Below are 16,123 nucleotides of genomic sequence, written 5' to 3'. Positions count from 1 at the left end.
GTCGTTCTTCAGGCAGTTGGCCGAGCGCACCGACAATTCCAACTCGTCCACCTTCTTCAGCAGGCGCGGATCGAATTCCAGGCCGTCGTCGTTGTCCTGGCGGTTGGCCGATTCCGGTTCGTCGAAATTGACAAAGACCGACAATTGATCCTGAACGATGCGCGCGGCATAGGCCACGGCGTCTTCCGGGGTCAGCGAGCCGTCGGTCTCGATCTTCATGGTCAGCTTGTCATAGTCCAGCACCTGACCCTCGCGGGTGGGCGTGACTTCGTAGCTGACCCGCTTGACCGGCGAGAAGATGGCGTCGATCGGGATCAGGCCGATGGGCGCGTCTTCGGGTCGGTTCTTGTCTGCAGCGACATACCCCTTGCCGGTGGCTACGGTCAGTTCCACGTTCAGATCCGCGCCGTCATCCAGGTGACAAATCACATGGTCGCGGTTCAGGACGGTAATGCCGGCCGTTTCCTGAATGTCGCCGGCCTTGACCTCGCCCGGACCCTTGGCGGCCAGGGTCAGTCGCTTGGGCCCCTCGACATCCATCTTCAACGTCACGCCCTTGAGATTCAGCACGATGTCGGTCACGTCCTCACGGACGCCCGCCACGCTGCTGAATTCATGCAGCACATTGTCGATCTGAACCGAGGTGATCGCGCCGCCCTGCAGCGAGGACAGCAGAACCCGGCGCAGCGCGTTGCCCAGCGTCAGGCCGAAGCCCCGCTCCAGCGGTTCGGCGACCAGCGTCGCTGTCCGGGTCGCATCGGCGCCCGGCCTGACGACAAGCTGTGTCGGCTTGATAAGTTCGGCCCAATTCTTGTGGATCATGGATGTGCCTCCATTCTTGTTTCCGTCCCATGACCAAGGCCGGAAACGCCCGAGGTGAAATGCGAAATGTCCGGACCGCGCAATCGACACGCGGTCCGGCTTGTTAATGATCCAGGATCAGACGCGGCGACGCTTGGGCGGGCGGCAACCGTTATGGGCGATTGGCGTCACGTCGCGGATAGCGGTGATATTGAAGCCTACGGCAGCCAGCGCGCGCAGGGCCGATTCACGTCCCGAACCGGGTCCCTGAACCTCGACCTCCAGCGTCTTCACGCCGTGTTCCTGCGCCTTGCGGCCAGCATCCTCGGCAGCCATCTGGGCAGCGTAGGGCGTTGATTTGCGCGACCCCTTGAAGCCCATCGTGCCGGCCGAAGACCACGCGATCGCGTTGCCCTGGACATCCGAGATCAGGATCTTGGTATTGTTGAAGCTGGAGTTCACATGCGCCACGCCGGTGGCGATGTTCTTGCGCTCCTTGCGCTTCATGCGGGTCTTGTCACGTGCCATTGTCCGTCCCCCTACTTCTTCTTGCCGGCGATCGGCTTCGCCGGGCCCTTGCGGGTGCGGGCATTGGTATGGGTGCGCTGGCCACGGACCGGCAGCCCGCGGCGGTGACGCAGACCGCGATACGACCCCAGGTCCATCATGCGCTTGACGTTCATCTGCACCTCGCGGCGCAGATCGCCCTCGACCGTCAGGTTGCCGTCGATATATTCGCGGATTTGCAGAACTTCGGCATCAGAAAGATCGTTGACGCGGCGCGCACGGTCGATGCCGACGGCTTCGCAGATCTGTTCGGCATACATCGGGCCGATGCCATGGATATAGGTCAGGGCGATGGGGACACGCTTCCCCGTCGGAATGTTGACGCCAGCGATACGAGCCACGCGTTTTCCTTTTCCAGTTGCGATTCCGTAGCGCCGGAACCTTTTTTCACAACACAAGGCCCGAAAGCCAAGCCTTCGGGCCGGTCTATGGTCCACCCGGTTGCCGGGTGATTCTCTTGCGAGATGCCGTGATCTAAAGGCAGTTGCCCGCCCCGTCAAGGGCAGGCCAAGGAAAAGCCTTGACACGGGCGGATCATCCCGCCCGGCTCGATCTCAGACGTCGAAAGCGGCTGCGATCTGGCGCGAAACCTCATCGATATCGGCCAGGCCGTCGACGGGGGTCAGCTTGCCCTTCGCGTAATAATAGCCGATCAGCGGCGAGGTCTTCTTGTAATATTCCAGAAGCCGGGTCTTCAGGCTTTCCTCGTTGTCGTCGGCCCGGCGCTTGAGATCGGTCGATCCGCAGACATCGCAGATTCCAGGCTCTTTCGTCGGCTTGGTGTCGTCGTGATAGACCTCGCCACAATTGCCGCAGGTAAACCGGCCGGTGATCCGGCGCACCAGCGCCTCGTCATCAACGCGCATCTCGATCACGCTGTCCAGCGTCATGCCGGTTTCTTCCAGCAGATCGCCCAAAGCATCTGCCTGCGCCAATGTCCGGGGAAAACCGTCGAAGATGAAGCCGGTTCCGGCCTCGGACAGCTTCTCGCGGATCAGGCCGATCACGATTTCGTCGGTGACCAGTTCGCCACGATCCATGACCTCGGCCACGCGCTGCCCCATCCCGGTGCCCGAGGTCCGGGCCTCGCGCAGCATGTCGCCGGTGGACAACTGTATCATGCCCCGCCCCTCGACCAGCCGCCGCGCCTGCGTGCCCTTGCCGGCGCCGGGCGGCCCCAGAAGAATGATGTTCGTCGTCATGAAAGCCCGTCCCCCTCGGCTGGCTGTTTGTCAGTCAGTCTCAGCGACGCGACGGCGTGCGCCGCGGCTTCGCCGTCCCCGGCTTGCGTTTACCACGCAGTTGGGATTTCTCAATCAGGCCTTCATATTGGTGGGCCAGCAGATGGCTCTGGATCTGGTTGATCGTGTCCATCGTGACAGAAACCACGATCAGCACCGAGGTGCCGCCGAAATAGAACGGCACGGACCATTGCGCACGGATGATCTCGGGCAGCAGGCCCACGCCAGCCAGATAGGCCGAGCCGAGCACCAGCACGCGATTGACCACGTAATCCAGATATTCCTCGGTCCGCTTGCCGGGGCGGATGCCGGGAATGAAGCCGCCCTGATTTTTAAGGTTGTCCGCCACGTCGTCGGATTTGAAGCTGACGTTCTGGGTATAGAAGTAGGTAAAGAAGACGATCATCGCCGCGAAGAAGATCAGGTAAAGCGGCTGACCCGGTCCGAAATAGGCCAGGATCGTGGACATGACCGGCCCGGTCTGGTTGCCCGAGAAGGTCGAGATCGTGACCGGCAGCAGCAGCAGCGAACTGGCGAAGATGGCCGGGATGACGCCGGCGGGGTTGACCTTGATCGGCAGGTGCGAGGATTGCCCGTCATAGACCTTCATCCCCACCTGACGGCGCGGATACTGGATGCGGATCTTGCGCAAGGCGCGTTCCATGAAGACGACGAACGCAACCACGGCGACGACCATCACGATGACGCCCAGGATGACCGGGGTCGAGATCGCCCCGGTACGGCCCTGTTCGAAGAAACGTGCCAAGGCGGCGGGAATCTCGGCGACGATGCCCACGAAGATGATCAGCGAAATTCCGTTGCCGATACCGCGTGCGGTGATCTGTTCGCCCAGCCACATCAGGAACATCGTGCCGCCGACCAGCGTGATCACGACCGAAGCCTGAAAGAAGATTCCCGGCTCGTGCGCCAGACCGCCGGCCTCAAGGCTTTTCGCAAGTCCGAAGGCCTGGAACAGCGCCAGAAGCACGGTGCCATAGCGGGTATACTGATTGATCTTCTTGCGCCCCTGCTCGCCCTCTTTCTTCAACTGTTCCAGCGAGGGCACCATCGATGCAAGAAGCTGCACGATGATCGAGGCCGAGATGTAGGGCATGATCCCAAGCGCAAAGACGCCCATCCGCCCAAGCGCGCCGCCGGTGAACATCGACAGGATGCCGCCGATACCCGATTGCGCCTGTTCCATGAAATTGCGCAGGGCCGAGCCGTCAATGCCCGGAACCGGAATATAGGTGCCCAGACGATAGATGATCAGCAGGCCGATCGTGAACCAGATGCGCTGGCGAAGTTCGGTGGCCTTGCCCAGTGCCCCCCAGGAGAGGTTCGCGGCCATCTGTTCTGCGGCTGACGCCATGTGTTTTCCGTCCCGTCTCATGACAGCGCCGCCGACCCGTTTCCGGGGACCGGCGGCGCCAGGAAATGCTGATTGCTATCTATGGGCCGCGCGGGCCCCGTTCAACAGCTTATTCCGCAGCCGCCGGGGCCGCCGGCAAGGTCACCTTGCCGCCCGCCTTCTCGACCGCCTCGACGGCCGCTTTCGACGCGCCGGTGACGGTGATGTTCAGCGCCGCCTTCAGTTCGCCCTTGGCCAGCAGGCGGACGCCGTCCAGCTTTCGGCGCACGATGCCGGAGGCGACCAGCGACTCCTCGGTCACCTCGGCCTTCGTGTCCAGCTTGCCCGCATCGACAAAGCCCTGAAGCTGGCCCAGATTGATGACCGCGAAGCTCTTGGCATTCGGCTTGGTAAAGCCACGCTTGGGCAACCGGCGATACAGCGGCATCTGGCCGCCCTCGTATCCGTTCAGGGCCACGCCCGAGCGCGATTTCTGGCCCTTGATACCGCGGCCGGCGGTCTTGCCCTTGCCAGAGCCGGGCCCGCGCGCAACGCGCTTCTTCTTGCGGTTCGCGCCGTCATTGTCGCGAATTTCGTGCAGTTTCATGTCGCTTCTCCTTCGCCGGACTCATCCCCGAAGCGAAACAGGACGGCCACGGCATGTCTTGGCTGGTGAATCAATGTGCTCTTGTGCACCGCGGGCTGATACAGAAGCTACAGGCCGCGGTCAAGTCGCTGGCGCAACCGCTTGTGTTTTGATCGCGCGACATCCCCCGCCATTCGGATCAATTTCCATTCATCCGGTCTCGGCCATGCATGCGCATCTCGGACCCCCAACCGCGATCGCGCTTTTCGTCCAGCCCGCCGATGCCGCCGAATGCCCGCCCGAACCGCTGACGATGGCCACGCCCGAGCCGCCAGAGGGCGCACGCAAGCCCCGCACCGCGCCACGATACCAAAGCCATCAGACTTCAACTGACGCGTGAATTTCCGCCGATGCACTACTTCTTCTGGATGTATTCTTTGACATGCAAGTCCCTGCGACAAAAAACAAAATTATCAAAAAGACAATTGACGGGACAGATAATTCGCGCCAAACAACACGCATTCACGAGTAACTTCGACAGAATGAATCGAGGATTTTATGAAGTTTTCCGGATTGATTGCGGCGGTGTTCGCCGCCTCGACGACCTTTGCCGCCACGATCCAGGCCGCCACCCTGATCGACAATTCGAACACGGCCTACTACAATAACAGCATCGGGCGTGCGCTGGATGGCACCAATCCCTACGCGGGCAGCTTCATGTTTCCCAGGCCGGGCAAACGGCCCGCCAGCGATTTCACGGTCACGTCTGAGCCGGATTTGTCCTCTGCGCAGGCAACGCTTGGCAATTGGCTGACCGACCCGTTGAATCCCGGTGGCACCTGGACGAGAAACCCGGTCAGCATCCGCAAGCATTGGCGCAAGAATACCGAAACCGCGATCATCTATACGCTGGACGCGGGCCTCGGCGGCATTGCCAATGCCATGGCCTCGATCTCGGTCAATAATGGCGCCTATGTCTGGCTGAACGGAAAATTCCTGGGTGGCCTGACCTCTCCCGGCAAGAACAGGAACATGAAGACGCTGGCCCTGGAACTGGGCCCCATCGACGCCGGCATGAACTATCTTCAGGTTCTCCGCGAGGATCACGCGGGCACACGGCGCTATTCGATCAATGTCAGCGGCGATTATATCGACCAGCAGGCCCTGTCGCCGGTGCCGCTGCCGGCTTCCGGCCTGCTGTTGTTCGGCGCGGCCGGCGGCCTCGCGATGTTCCGCCGCAAGGCCGCCTGAGCCCGCTTGCCAGGGCTGAATCAGGACACACCCCGGTCAGTCATAGCCGGGGCGGAATTGATTCGCGTTACCAGTTGAAAGGACCCCGTATCAACAGACAAGAACGCCCCGGATACCGATCCGGGGCGTCCCTGATTTCACTGCCGGTCTGCCCGGATCAGCCGCGTTCCTCGATGATCGTCACCAGATGCGGGATCTTGGCGACCATGCCGCGGATCGAGGGTGTATCCTCCAGCTCGCGAGTGCGGTTCATCTTGTTCAGGCCCAAGCCTTTCAGCGTTTCGCGCTGGATGGCGGGGCGGCGGATCGGGCTGCCGATCTGCTTGACGACGATGGTCTTGGCCATAATTCTCGCTCCTTACGCTCCGACGGCTTCGGCTTGCGCCTCGGCCGGCTTGTCGTTCGAGGCCAGGATGTCGGCCACCTTCTTGCCACGACGCTGTGCGACCGACCGGGGACTGGCCTCTTTCCTCAGGCCGTCCAGCGTGGCGCGGATCATGTTGTAGGGGTTCTGCGAGCCCAGCGATTTCGCCACGACGTCCTGAACACCCAGCATCTCGAAAACGGCGCGCATCGGACCGCCGGCGATGATCCCGGTGCCCGGAACGGCGGTCCGCATCACCACGCGGCCGGCGCCATGGCGTCCCTCGATATCGTGGTGCAGGGTGCGGCCGTCCCGCAGCGGCACACGCATCATGTTGCGCTTGGCCTGTTCGGTCGCCTTGCGGATCGCCTCGGGAACCTCCTTGGCCTTGCCCTTGCCGAAACCGACACGGCCGCGCTGGTCGCCGACGACGACCAGGGCCGCAAAGCCAAAGCGCTTGCCGCCCTTGACGGTCTTCGACACCCGGTTGATCGCGACCAGGCGATCGGCGAATTCCGGGTTCTCTTCGCGAGGCTGGCGGCCGCCCCGGCGATTGTCACGTTCTGCCATCAGGCATTCCTTCATATCGGGCGCGATCCGCGCCGTTGAAACCGATCCAGGTGGGCAGGAAACGCCCCCGGATCATCGGGGTGGCGCGGCCCTTTCGGACAGCGCCACCCGCAGCGATCAGAACTTCAGGCCGCCCTCGCGGGCGGCATCGGCCAGAGCCTTCACCCTGCCGTGGAAGATGAAGCCGCCACGGTCGAACACGACTTCCTCGACACCGGCTTTCTTCGCGCGTTCGGCGATGGCCGTGCCGATCTTGGCGGCGGCCTCGACGTTGTTCTTTCCGACCAGGCCGAAATCCTTCTCCAGCGTGCTGGCCGAAGCCAAAGTCACGCCCTTCAGGTCGTCGATGACCTGAACAGAGATGTTCTTGGAGGAACGGTGGACCGACAGGCGCGGCCGACCGCTGTTTTCGGCCCGCAATTTGTTCCGCACGCGCAGGCGGCGCTTCTGGAACAGCTGTTGCTTTTTCAGTGCCATTTCATGCGCCCCTTACTTCTTCTTGCCTTCCTTGCGGAAGACATATTCGCCCTTGTAGCGAATGCCCTTGCCCTTGTAGGGCTCGGGCTGGCGCCACTCGCGGATATTGGCCGCGACCTGGCCGACCAGCTGCTGGTCAATGCCTTCCACTACGATTTCGGTCTGCTTCGGCGCGGTGATCGTGACGCCGTCCGGGGTCTCGAAATTCACCTCGTGGCTATAGCCCAGGGACAATTTCAGGGTCTTGCCCTGCATCTGCGCCCGGTAGCCCACGCCCTGAATCTCCAGTTCCTTCTTGAAGCCGTCCGACACGCCGACCGTCAGGTTCTCGACCATCGAACGGGTCATTCCCCATTGCTGGCGCGCGCGCTTCGACGAGCCGCGCGGCTTGACCGCGACGGCGCCGTCTTCCAGGACCAGATCGACGTCATCGGTCGCGGTGAAACTGCGGGCGCCTTTCGGGCCCTTCACCTCGATCGTCTGACCCTTCACTTCGGCCGTCACGCCCTTGGGCAGTTCGACCGGCTTCTTACCAATCCGAGACATCTGCTGCCCTCCTCAGAATACGGTGCAGAGAACTTCGCCGCCGACATTGGCGTTGCGAGCCGCTGCATCCGACATGACACCCTTGGGGGTCGACACGATCGAAACGCCCAGGCCCTGGCGGACCTGCGGGATTTCCCGGGCGCCGGCATAGACGCGGCGGCCCGGTTTCGACACGCGCGACAATTCCCGGATCACCGGGGTGCCGTCGTGGTATTTCAGGCCGATTTCCAGCTCGTTATGGCCTTCATCGGTCGTCACTTCTTCATAACCGCGGATGTAGCCTTCCGCCTTCAGCACGTCCAGAACCCAGGCCCGAAGCTTGGAGGCCGGGGTGCGAACGGTCGATTTGCCACGCATCTGAGCGTTGCGGATGCGGGTCAGCATATCGCCGAGAGGATCGTTCATGTTCATTTTCGCCCCCTTACCAGCTCGATTTGACCAGACCGGGGATCTGACCTTGCGAGCCAAGCTCGCGCAGCATGATCCGCGACAGTTTCAGTTTGCGGTAATACGCGTGCGGACGCCCGGTCAGTTGGCACCGGTTGTGCAGCCGCGTGGCCGAGGAATTGCGCGGCAGGTCGGCCAGCTTCAGCGAAGCCTTGAACCGCTCTTCCATCGGGCGGGACTGGTCGTTGATGACCTCTTTCAGGGCCGCGCGCTTCTGGGCGTATTTCGCCACCATGCGCTCGCGCTTCTTCTCGCGCTCGACCATCGATTTCTTTGCCATATCTCTTTCCCTCCGCGATCAGCTGTTGAACGGCATGTTGAAATGCTTCAACAGCGACTTCGCTTCCGCGTCGGTCGTCGCGGTGGTGCAGATGATGATGTCCATCCCCAGAACTTCGTCGACCTTGTCGAAGTTGATTTCCGGAAACACGATGTGCTCTTTCAGGCCCATGGCGTAATTGCCACGACCGTCGAAAGAGGTGCCCTTGACGCCGCGAAAGTCGCGGACGCGGGGCAGCGCGATGTTGATCAGGCGGTCCAGGAATTCATACATCCTGTCGCCGCGCAGCGTGACCTTGGCACCCAGCGGCATCTCTTCGCGGACGCGGAAACCGGCGATCGAGTTCTTGGCCTTGGTGATGACGGCTTTCTGACCGGCGATCAGCGACAGCTCTTCGGCGCCCTGCTTGACCTTCTTGGTGTCCTTCACGGCCTCGCCGATACCCATGTTCAGGACGATCTTGTCCAGACGCGGGATCTGCATGTCGTTCTTGTAGCCGAATTCTTCCTTCAGCGCGGGCTTGATCGTCTCGCGGAACTGCGTCTTCAGGCGCGGCTGGTATTTGGTTGCGTCCAGCATCAGATCACGTCTCCCGTGGTCTTGGCGAAACGGACCTTCTTGCCATCTTCCTCGCGGAAGCCGACGCGGGTCGCTTTGCCGTTCTTGTCCATCAGTGCCAGGTTCGACAGGTCGATCGGCATGGCCTTGGGCACGCGGCCGCCCTGGCTGTTCTGCGACTGGCGGGTGTGGCGGATCGCGATGTTGACGCCGTCCACGATGGCCTTGTTGTCCTTGGGCATGACGGACGTGATTTCGCCCTGCTTGCCCTTGTCCTTGCCGGCCAGCACGACGACCTTGTCGCCCTTCTTCAGCTTGGCAGCCATCACAGCACCTCCGGCGCGAGCGAGATGATCTTCATGAAGTTCTTGGCGCGCAGTTCACGCACGACCGGTCCGAAGATCCGGGTGCCGACCGGCTCGCCCTGGTTGTTCAGGATAACGGCGGCGTTGCGGTCGAAGCGGATCGAGGTTCCGTCCTCGCGCTTCACTTCCTTGGCGGTCCGAACGACGACGGCCTTGCGGACATCGCCCTTCTTGACGCGGCCCCGCGGAATGGCTTCCTTGACGGAGACGACGATGATGTCGCCCACCGACGCATAGCGACGATGCGAGCCACCCAGGACCTTGATGCACTGCACCCGGCGTGCGCCGGAATTGTCAGCGACATCCAGATTGGTCTGCATCTGGATCATAGGTTTACTCCCGACCTTTGGGGACCGGCCCTTCCGGCCCCAGGGTTTCGATCATTTCTGATCTGTGATGAAGGACTTAAGCCGAGACGGCTTCGTCCGTCAGGACAGTCCAGCGTTTGGTCTTCGAGATCGGCGCGCATTCGGCGATGCGAACGGTGTCGCCGACCTTGAACCGGTTCTCCGCGTCATGGGCGCGGAACTTCTTCGACATCCGCACGGTCTTGTGCAGCAGCGGATGCTTGAAGCGGCGCTCGACCAGGACGGTGACGGTCTGCTCGTTCTTGTCCGAGACGACCTTGCCTTGCAGGATGCGTTTGGGCATGGGCCGGGCTCCTTAGTTCGAGGCAGCGGCGTCGGCCGCTTTCTGGTTCAGTATGGTTTTCACACGCGCCACGTCGCGGCGCACAGCGCGCATCCGGGCGGTATTTTCAAGCTGGCCTGTGGCCTGCTGGAAGCGCAGGTTGAAGGCCTCTTTCTTCAGCGCAACAAGCTGATCCTTCAGCTGGTCGGGCGTCTTCGATTTCAGTTCCTGCGCGTCCATGCGCGTCGTCCTTTCCCACATCACCGGAGAGCCCCGGATTGGCCGGGCCACCCTGATTCCGGTGGAGTTTCGTGATGAAGGCCTGCCCATACAGCCAGAGCCCGGTTCATGCAACCCCTTGCCGGCTTTTTCCGGCAAATGGCAAACCCCGCCGTTTCCGGCGGGGCGTATTGGTATCAGACGCGCCTCGGCGCGCGCGCCCTACCAGTCCTCGCGCGCGACGATGCGGGTCAGGACCGGCAGTTTCATCGCGCCCAGACGCAAGGCTTCGCGGGCGATGGTGTCGCTCACGCCGTCGATCTCGAACATGATCCGGCCCGGATGGACGCGGGCGGCCCAGAAATCGACTGAGCCCTTCCCCTTGCCCATCCGCACTTCGGTCGGTTTCGACGAGACCGGCACGTCCGGGAAGATCCGGATCCAGACCCGGCCCTGACGCTTCATGTGGCGGGTGATCGCACGGCGGGCCGCCTCGATCTGCCGGGCGGTCACGCGCTCGGGCTCGACCGCTTTCAGCGCGAAAGAGCCAAAGTTCAGATCGAACCCGCCCTTGGCGTTGCCGTGGATCCGGCCCTTGTGCTGTTTGCGGAACTTCGTCCGTTTCGGTTGCAGCATTGTTTCGTCTCCTTAGCGGGCGTCGCGGCGCGGACCACGCGGAGCCGGACCTTCCTGCGCCTCGGCGGCCTTGCGGTCGCGAGCCTGCGGGTCATGCTCCATGATCTCGCCCTTGAAGATCCAGACCTTCACGCCGATGATCCCGTAGGGGGTCATCGCCTCGGCCAGCGCATAATCGATGTCGGCGCGCAGCGTGTGCAGCGGCACGCGACCCTCGCGATACCATTCGGTCCGCGCGATCTCGGCGCCACCCAGGCGGCCGGCGACGTTCACCCGGATGCCCAGGGCACCCATGCGCATCGCGTTCTGAACCGAGCGTTTCATCGCACGGCGGAAAGACACCCGGCGTTCAAGCTGTTGCGCGATCGACTCGGCGACCAGCGCCGCATCGACTTCGGGCTTGCGGACCTCGACGATGTTCAGGTTCACGTCGCTCTTGGTGAAATTCGCAAGTTTCTTGCGCAGCACCTCGATATCGGCGCCCTTCTTGCCGATGATCACGCCCGGACGCGCGGCATGGATGGTCACGCGACACTTCTTGTGCGGACGCTCGATGATGACGCGGCTGATGCCGGCCTGCTTGGCCTCTTTCTTGATGAAGTCCCTGATCTTCAGGTCTTCCAGCAGAAGATCCCCATATTCCTTGTCATCGGCATACCAGCGGCTGTCCCAGGTGCGGTTGACCTGGAGGCGCATCCCGATAGGGTTGACTTTCTGACCCATTACGCTTGCTCCTCGACTTGGCGCACCTTGATGGTGATTTCCGAAAACGGCTTCATGATCTTGCCGTAGCGGCCGCGCGCCCGCGGACGCCCACGCTTCATCACCAGATTCTTGCCGACCCAGGCTTCGGCAACGACCAGGTTGTCGACGTCGAGGCCGTGGTTGTTCTCGGCATTCGCGATGGCCGATTGCAGGCATTTCTTCACGTCGCCGGCGATGCGCTTGTGCGAGAAGGTCAGATCGGCCAGGGCGCGATCCACCTTCTTGCCGCGGATCAGCTGAGCCACCAGATTCAGCTTCTGCGGCGAGGTGCGAAGCATCTTGGTCTTCGCGAAAGCCTCGTTCTCCGCCACGCGGCGCGGATTTGTTTCCTTACCCATGACGATTACTTCCTCTTGGCTTTCTTGTCCGCCGCGTGACCGTAATAGGTCCGGGTGGGCGAGTATTCACCGAATTTCTGGCCGATCATCTCTTCGGAGACATTCACGGGGATATGCTTATGCCCGTTATAGACGCCGAAGGTCAGACCCACGAATTGCGGCAGGATGGTCGAGCGGCGCGACCAGATCCTGATGACGTCGGATTTTCCGGATTCGCGGGCTTTTTCCGCTTTCTTGAGCACATAGGCATCAACAAAGGGGCCCTTCCAAACAGAACGTGCCATAGCTTAACGCCCCTTCTTCTTCGCGTGACGCGAACGCAAGATGTACTTGTCGGTCGCCTTGTTCGAGCGGGTCTTCTTGCCCTTGGTATCCTTGCCCCAGGGCGTGACCGGCGTGCGGCCGCCCGAGGTGCGGCCCTCACCACCACCATGCGGGTGGTCGATCGGGTTCATGGCGACACCGCGAACCGAAGGACGGATGCCCTTGTGGCGGTTGCGACCGGCCTTGCCCAGGTTCTGGTTCGAATGATCGGCATTCGACACCGCGCCGATGGTGGCCATGCATTCCTGGCGCACCATCCGCAATTCGCCCGAGGACAGGCGGATCTGGGCATAGCCGCCATCGCGACCGACGAATTGGGCATAGGTGCCCGCCGAACGCGCGATCTGGCCACCCTTGCCGGGCTTCAGTTCGACGTTGTGGACGATCGTGCCGATGGGCATGCCGCTGAAGGGCATGGCATTGCCCGGCTTCACATCGACCTTGGTGCCGGCGACGATCTTGTCGCCCATGGCCAGACGCTGCGGCGCCAGGATATAGGCCCGCTCGCCGTCTTCATAGCTGATCAGCGCGATGAAGGCGGTGCGGTTGGGATCGTATTCGATCCGCTCGACAATGCCCGTCACATCGACCTTGTTGCGCTTGAAATCGACGATGCGATACAGGCGTTTCGCCCCGCCGCCCTTGCGGCGCATGGTGATCCGTCCGGTGTTGTTCCGACCGCCCTTCTTCGTCAGACCCTCGGTGAGGGATTTGACGGGGCGACCTTTCCAAAGCTCCGAACGGTCGATCAGAACCAGCCCGCGCTGGCCAGGCGTCGTCGGTTTGTACGACTTCAATGCCATCTTTCTGTCTTCCGTTGCTCTGGACCGATCTGGTCCGTTTCAGTCAAACGATTGCGGCCCCGGCTGGTCCGGGGCCGCGCAATCGCGGCCGTCGATCAAAGTCCGGTCGAGACGTCGATCGAGTTGCCCTCTTCCAGGGTCACATAGGCCTTTTTCACGTCGCTGCGGCGACCAAGCTGGCCGCGAAAGCGTTTCTGCTTGCCCTTGGTGATGGTGGTGTTGACCGCCTTCACCTTGACGCCGAACAGGGCCTCGATCGCGTCCTTGATCTGCGGCTTGCTGGCATCCTTGGCGACCTGGAAGACAACGCCGTTGTTCTCCGAGGTCATCGTGGCCTTTTCGGTGATGACCGGTTTCACGATCACATCGTAATGTTCTGCTTTCGCGCTCATTTCAGACGAGCCTCCAGAGCTTCGACACCCGCCTTCGTGATCACCAGCGTGTCACGCTTGAGGATGTCATAGACATTCGCGCCGATCGAGGGCAGGACGTCCACGCCATCGAGGTTGCGCGCGGCGCGGGCAAAGCCCTCGTTCACGTCCGAACCGTCGATGACCAGCACCCGCTTCCAGCCGTTTTCCCGGACGGCCTTGGCAACGGCCGAGGTCTTGGCGTCGTCGAGGTTCAGATCCTCGACGATCACCAGTTCGCCGGCGGTGGCCTTGGCGGACAGGGCATGTTTCAGGCCAAGCGCGCGCACCTTCTTGGGCAGATCAAAGGCGTGGCTACGCGGGGTCGGACCCTTGTAGGTGCCGCCGTGACGGAAGATCGGCGCCTTCTTGGACCCGTGGCGCGCACCGCCGGTGCCCTTCTGGCGATAGATCTTCTTGGTCGAATAGCTGACATCCGACTTGCCCAGCACCGAATGCGTGCCGGCCTGCGCCTTGGCGCGCTGCCAGCGGACAACGCGCTGCAGGATGTCGCCGCGCGGCTCCAGCCCGAAGACCTCGTCGGCCAGCTCGATGGACCCGGCCCTGCCAGAGTCCAGCTTGATCACATCGAGTTTCATTCCTTGTCTCCTTCGGGCGCGCCGTCGGCCGAACCAGCGGACTGGTCGGCATTGGGATCGGCTGCGGCCTTGTCGGCGTCGATCTGCGCCTCGGCTTCCTTCAGCGCGGCCTCTTCTGCGGCGGCGGCTTCGGCAGCGGCAGCCTCGCGGGCGGCCTCTTCCTCGGCGGCGGCGGCGGCGGCGGCTTCCTCGGCGGCGCGATGAGCAGCCTCGGCGGCCGATTTCAGCGCGGCGGGATAGATCACGTTGTCAGGCAGCGCCTTCTTGACCGCGTCCTTGATCGTGACCCAACCACCCTTCGAGCCGGGAACCGAGCCCTTGACCATGATCAGACCGCGATCGGAATCGGTGCGCACGACCTGCAGGTTCTGGGTCGTGACGCGCACTGCGCCCAGGTGGCCCGCCATCTTCTTGCCCTTGAACACCTTGCCCGGATCCTGGCACTGGCCGGTCGAGCCGTGCGAGCGGTGGCTGATCGACACACCGTGGCTGGCGCGCAGACCGCCGAAATTGTGCCGCTTCATGGCACCGGCAAAGCCCTTGCCGATCGAGGTTCCGGCGATGTCCACGAACTGGCCGGCAAAGTAATGGTCGGCCGTGATCTCTTCGCCCACATTGATCAGGTTTTCTTCGGCCACGCGGAATTCCGCGATCTTGCGCTTGGGCGCGACCGAGGCCTTGGCGAAATGACCGCGCATCGCGGCGGTCGTGCGCTTGGCCTTGGCCACACCGGCGCCCAGTTGCACGGCGGCATAGCCGTCACGCTCGACGGTGCGCTGATCGACGACCTGAAGGCTGTCCAGTTGCAGGACGGTGACGGGAACCTGACGACCATCCTCGAGGAACAGGCGCGTCATGCCCAGTTTCTTGGCGATAACACCAGTACGCAGCATGGGTTACCTCCTTACACCTTGATCTCGACATCCACGCCGGCGGCGAGGTCGAGCTTCATCAGCGCGTCAACCGTCTGCGGCGTCGGGTCAACGATGTCCAGCAGGCGCTTGTGGGTGCGGATCTCCCACTGGTCGCGCGACTTCTTGTCGATATGCGGGCCACGCAGGACGGTGAATTTCTCGATCTTGTTCGGCAGCGGGATCGGGCCGCGGACGGTCGCGCCCGTGCGCTTGGCGGTGTTGACGATTTCCTGGGTGCTGGCATCCAGCACGCGGTAATCGAACGCCTTCAGCCGAATTCGGATATTCTGACTTTGCATCGTCATCCCTCGGTCTCTGAGGGTTTCAGTCGAGAGGCTGACCACGCACCACGCGGGGCCAGCGTCGGACCGTATGAAAAACTGCAAGGCCGCCCCCTTAGCGGACGGCCCTGGCCACGGCAAGCGATTCTTGATGCATCGGTTGCGATGGCGCGCTTATGCGGAAAACCGGCGACGCCGTCAACCCTCGACAAGGCATTGCCCCGGACAATGCGGCGCCCATGTCGAAAGTCGCCGAAACCTCGCCTTCCGGCCGTCGGGGCGCGACCATGCGCCGCGCCATTCCCGGCATCGTCTGTATCGCAAAAGGCCCGCCCTTTCCGGGGCGGGCCTTTCATGTTGGCTTGCTGCGCGGGCGCGCAGTTGCGCGATCACTCGATGATCTTGGAGACCACGCCGGCGCCGACGGTGCGGCCGCCTTCGCGGATCGCGAAGCGCAGCTTTTCCTCCATCGCGATCGGCGCGATCAGCTCGACCTCGAACTTCAGGTTGTCGCCCGGCATCACCATCTCGGTGCCCTCGGGCAGCTTCACCGTGCCCGTCACATCCGTCGTGCGGAAATAGAATTGCGGCCGGTAATTGGCGAAGAACGGCGTGTGCCGGCCGCCCTCTTCCTTGGTCAGGATATAGGCCTCGGCCTCGAACCGGGTATGCGGCTTGACCGAACCCGGCTTGCACAGAACCTGGCCGCGCTCGACCCCGTCACGGTCGATGCCGCGCAGCAGCGCGCCGATATTGTCGCCCGCCTCGCCCCGGTCCAGCAGCTTGCGGAACATCTCGAC

Annotated in this window: 27 protein-coding genes and 1 pseudogene; 1 reads left to right on the top strand and 27 read right to left on the bottom strand. The window is 62.7% G+C overall.

Features of this window, described 5'->3' with window-relative positions; genetic code table 11:
* The 6 genes from B4A72_RS00215 to rplO all read right to left on the bottom strand — a co-directional run.
* Positions 1-822, bottom strand: an 822-nt coding sequence (locus B4A72_RS00215; protein WP_292977926.1) for a DNA-directed RNA polymerase subunit alpha, incomplete at its 3' end; no start/stop codon positions are given.
* A 117-nt stretch (positions 823-939) separates the two neighbouring features.
* The gene (rpsK, locus tag B4A72_RS00210; protein WP_090616034.1) at positions 940-1,329 is read right to left on the bottom strand and encodes a 30S ribosomal protein S11; all 390 of its coding nucleotides are present in this window, start codon (positions 1,327-1,329) and stop codon (positions 940-942) included.
* A gap of 11 nt (positions 1,330-1,340) precedes the next feature.
* The gene (gene rpsM / locus B4A72_RS00205; RefSeq protein ID WP_292958526.1) at positions 1,341-1,709 is read right to left on the bottom strand and encodes a 30S ribosomal protein S13; all 369 of its coding nucleotides are present in this window, start codon (positions 1,707-1,709) and stop codon (positions 1,341-1,343) included.
* 213 nt (positions 1,710-1,922) lie between these two features.
* Complete coding sequence (locus B4A72_RS00200) at positions 1,923-2,570, bottom strand: adenylate kinase (RefSeq protein WP_292958524.1); 648 nt, start codon at positions 2,568-2,570, stop codon at positions 1,923-1,925.
* 40 nt (positions 2,571-2,610) lie between these two features.
* Positions 2,611-3,981 (bottom strand): preprotein translocase subunit SecY, encoded by a 1,371-nt coding sequence (gene secY / locus B4A72_RS00195; RefSeq protein WP_292958522.1) that lies wholly within the window; start codon positions 3,979-3,981, stop codon positions 2,611-2,613.
* A gap of 109 nt (positions 3,982-4,090) precedes the next feature.
* Positions 4,091-4,567, bottom strand: a complete 477-nt coding sequence (gene rplO / locus B4A72_RS00190) for a 50S ribosomal protein L15 (RefSeq protein WP_292958520.1) — start codon at positions 4,565-4,567, stop codon at positions 4,091-4,093.
* A gap of 537 nt (positions 4,568-5,104) precedes the next feature.
* Here rplO and B4A72_RS00185 point away from each other — a divergent pair.
* Positions 5,105-5,797, top strand: coding sequence for a VPLPA-CTERM sorting domain-containing protein (locus tag B4A72_RS00185; protein WP_292958518.1), 693 nt, complete (start codon positions 5,105-5,107; stop codon positions 5,795-5,797).
* 157 nt (positions 5,798-5,954) lie between these two features.
* Here the strand turns inward: B4A72_RS00185 and rpmD are convergent, their stop codons facing one another.
* The 21 genes and pseudogenes from rpmD to tuf form a co-directional block, all read right to left on the bottom strand.
* Complete coding sequence (gene rpmD / locus B4A72_RS00180; protein ID WP_292958516.1) at positions 5,955-6,143, bottom strand: 50S ribosomal protein L30; 189 nt, start codon at positions 6,141-6,143, stop codon at positions 5,955-5,957.
* A gap of 12 nt (positions 6,144-6,155) precedes the next feature.
* Positions 6,156-6,731 carry a 30S ribosomal protein S5 gene (gene rpsE, locus B4A72_RS00175; protein ID WP_292958514.1) on the bottom strand — a complete coding sequence of 192 codons (576 nt, stop codon included), beginning with the start codon at positions 6,729-6,731 and terminating at the stop codon, positions 6,156-6,158.
* 117 nt (positions 6,732-6,848) lie between these two features.
* The gene (gene rplR / locus B4A72_RS00170) at positions 6,849-7,208 is read right to left on the bottom strand and encodes a 50S ribosomal protein L18 (protein WP_292958512.1); all 360 of its coding nucleotides are present in this window, start codon (positions 7,206-7,208) and stop codon (positions 6,849-6,851) included.
* Positions 7,209-7,220: 12 nt separating this feature from the next.
* The gene (gene rplF / locus B4A72_RS00165; RefSeq protein WP_292958510.1) at positions 7,221-7,754 is read right to left on the bottom strand and encodes a 50S ribosomal protein L6; all 534 of its coding nucleotides are present in this window, start codon (positions 7,752-7,754) and stop codon (positions 7,221-7,223) included.
* Between the two features lie 12 nt (positions 7,755-7,766).
* Positions 7,767-8,165, bottom strand: a complete 399-nt coding sequence (gene rpsH / locus B4A72_RS00160; RefSeq protein WP_292958662.1) for a 30S ribosomal protein S8 — start codon at positions 8,163-8,165, stop codon at positions 7,767-7,769.
* Positions 8,166-8,175: 10 nt separating this feature from the next.
* Positions 8,176-8,481, bottom strand: a complete 306-nt coding sequence (gene rpsN / locus B4A72_RS00155) for a 30S ribosomal protein S14 (RefSeq protein ID WP_292958508.1) — start codon at positions 8,479-8,481, stop codon at positions 8,176-8,178.
* Positions 8,482-8,499: 18 nt separating this feature from the next.
* Positions 8,500-9,060, bottom strand: coding sequence for a 50S ribosomal protein L5 (gene rplE, locus B4A72_RS00150; protein ID WP_292958506.1), 561 nt, complete (start codon positions 9,058-9,060; stop codon positions 8,500-8,502).
* Positions 9,060-9,365 carry a 50S ribosomal protein L24 gene (rplX, locus tag B4A72_RS00145; protein WP_292958504.1) on the bottom strand — a complete coding sequence of 102 codons (306 nt, stop codon included), beginning with the start codon at positions 9,363-9,365 and terminating at the stop codon, positions 9,060-9,062. The genes rplE and rplX overlap by 1 nt, the downstream gene beginning before the upstream one ends.
* Entirely contained in the window at positions 9,365-9,733 is a 369-nt protein-coding gene (rplN, locus tag B4A72_RS00140; RefSeq protein WP_010400243.1) for a 50S ribosomal protein L14, read from the bottom strand. Before rplN ends, rplX begins: the two co-directional genes overlap by 1 nt.
* Positions 9,734-9,809: 76 nt before the next feature.
* Positions 9,810-10,055, bottom strand: a complete 246-nt coding sequence (gene rpsQ / locus B4A72_RS00135) for a 30S ribosomal protein S17 (protein WP_292958464.1) — start codon at positions 10,053-10,055, stop codon at positions 9,810-9,812.
* A 12-nt stretch (positions 10,056-10,067) separates the two neighbouring features.
* Positions 10,068-10,274 (bottom strand): 50S ribosomal protein L29, encoded by a 207-nt coding sequence (rpmC, locus tag B4A72_RS00130; RefSeq protein WP_292958462.1) that lies wholly within the window; start codon positions 10,272-10,274, stop codon positions 10,068-10,070.
* Between the two features lie 201 nt (positions 10,275-10,475).
* Positions 10,476-10,889 carry a 50S ribosomal protein L16 gene (gene rplP / locus B4A72_RS00125; RefSeq protein WP_292958460.1) on the bottom strand — a complete coding sequence of 138 codons (414 nt, stop codon included), beginning with the start codon at positions 10,887-10,889 and terminating at the stop codon, positions 10,476-10,478.
* Between the two features lie 12 nt (positions 10,890-10,901).
* A complete protein-coding gene (gene rpsC / locus B4A72_RS00120; RefSeq protein WP_292958458.1) occupies positions 10,902-11,612 on the bottom strand; it encodes a 30S ribosomal protein S3 in 711 nt (236 codons plus the stop codon).
* Positions 11,612-11,992 carry a 50S ribosomal protein L22 gene (gene rplV, locus B4A72_RS00115; protein WP_292958456.1) on the bottom strand — a complete coding sequence of 127 codons (381 nt, stop codon included), beginning with the start codon at positions 11,990-11,992 and terminating at the stop codon, positions 11,612-11,614. Before rplV ends, rpsC begins: the two co-directional genes overlap by 1 nt.
* Before the next feature lie 5 nt (positions 11,993-11,997).
* The gene (gene rpsS / locus B4A72_RS00110; RefSeq protein ID WP_292958454.1) at positions 11,998-12,276 is read right to left on the bottom strand and encodes a 30S ribosomal protein S19; all 279 of its coding nucleotides are present in this window, start codon (positions 12,274-12,276) and stop codon (positions 11,998-12,000) included.
* Positions 12,277-12,279: 3 nt separating this feature from the next.
* Positions 12,280-13,119: a 50S ribosomal protein L2 gene (gene rplB / locus B4A72_RS00105; protein ID WP_292958452.1), complete on the bottom strand. Its 840-nt coding sequence runs from the start codon at positions 13,117-13,119 to the stop codon at positions 12,280-12,282.
* A 95-nt stretch (positions 13,120-13,214) separates the two neighbouring features.
* On the bottom strand, positions 13,215-13,511 hold the full coding sequence (locus B4A72_RS00100; protein ID WP_292958450.1) for a 50S ribosomal protein L23: 297 nt from the start codon (positions 13,509-13,511) through the stop codon (positions 13,215-13,217).
* The gene (rplD, locus tag B4A72_RS00095; RefSeq protein WP_292958448.1) at positions 13,508-14,128 is read right to left on the bottom strand and encodes a 50S ribosomal protein L4; all 621 of its coding nucleotides are present in this window, start codon (positions 14,126-14,128) and stop codon (positions 13,508-13,510) included. Before rplD ends, B4A72_RS00100 begins: the two co-directional genes overlap by 4 nt.
* Positions 14,125-15,021, bottom strand: coding sequence for a 50S ribosomal protein L3 (gene rplC, locus B4A72_RS00090; RefSeq protein WP_292958446.1), 897 nt, complete (start codon positions 15,019-15,021; stop codon positions 14,125-14,127). Before rplC ends, rplD begins: the two co-directional genes overlap by 4 nt.
* 11 nt (positions 15,022-15,032) lie before the next feature.
* On the bottom strand, positions 15,033-15,341 hold the full coding sequence (gene rpsJ / locus B4A72_RS00085) for a 30S ribosomal protein S10 (RefSeq protein ID WP_042247848.1): 309 nt from the start codon (positions 15,339-15,341) through the stop codon (positions 15,033-15,035).
* Between the two features lie 371 nt (positions 15,342-15,712).
* Positions 15,713-16,123: pseudogene (tuf, locus tag B4A72_RS00080) on the bottom strand (elongation factor Tu); the annotation flags it as partial.

It is taken from the genome of Paracoccus sp. UBA5162, from assembly GCF_002413585.1.
Classification (GTDB): Bacteria; Pseudomonadota; Alphaproteobacteria; order Rhodobacterales; family Rhodobacteraceae; genus Paracoccus.
This window is presented reverse-complemented; position numbering and strand designations above follow the sequence as displayed.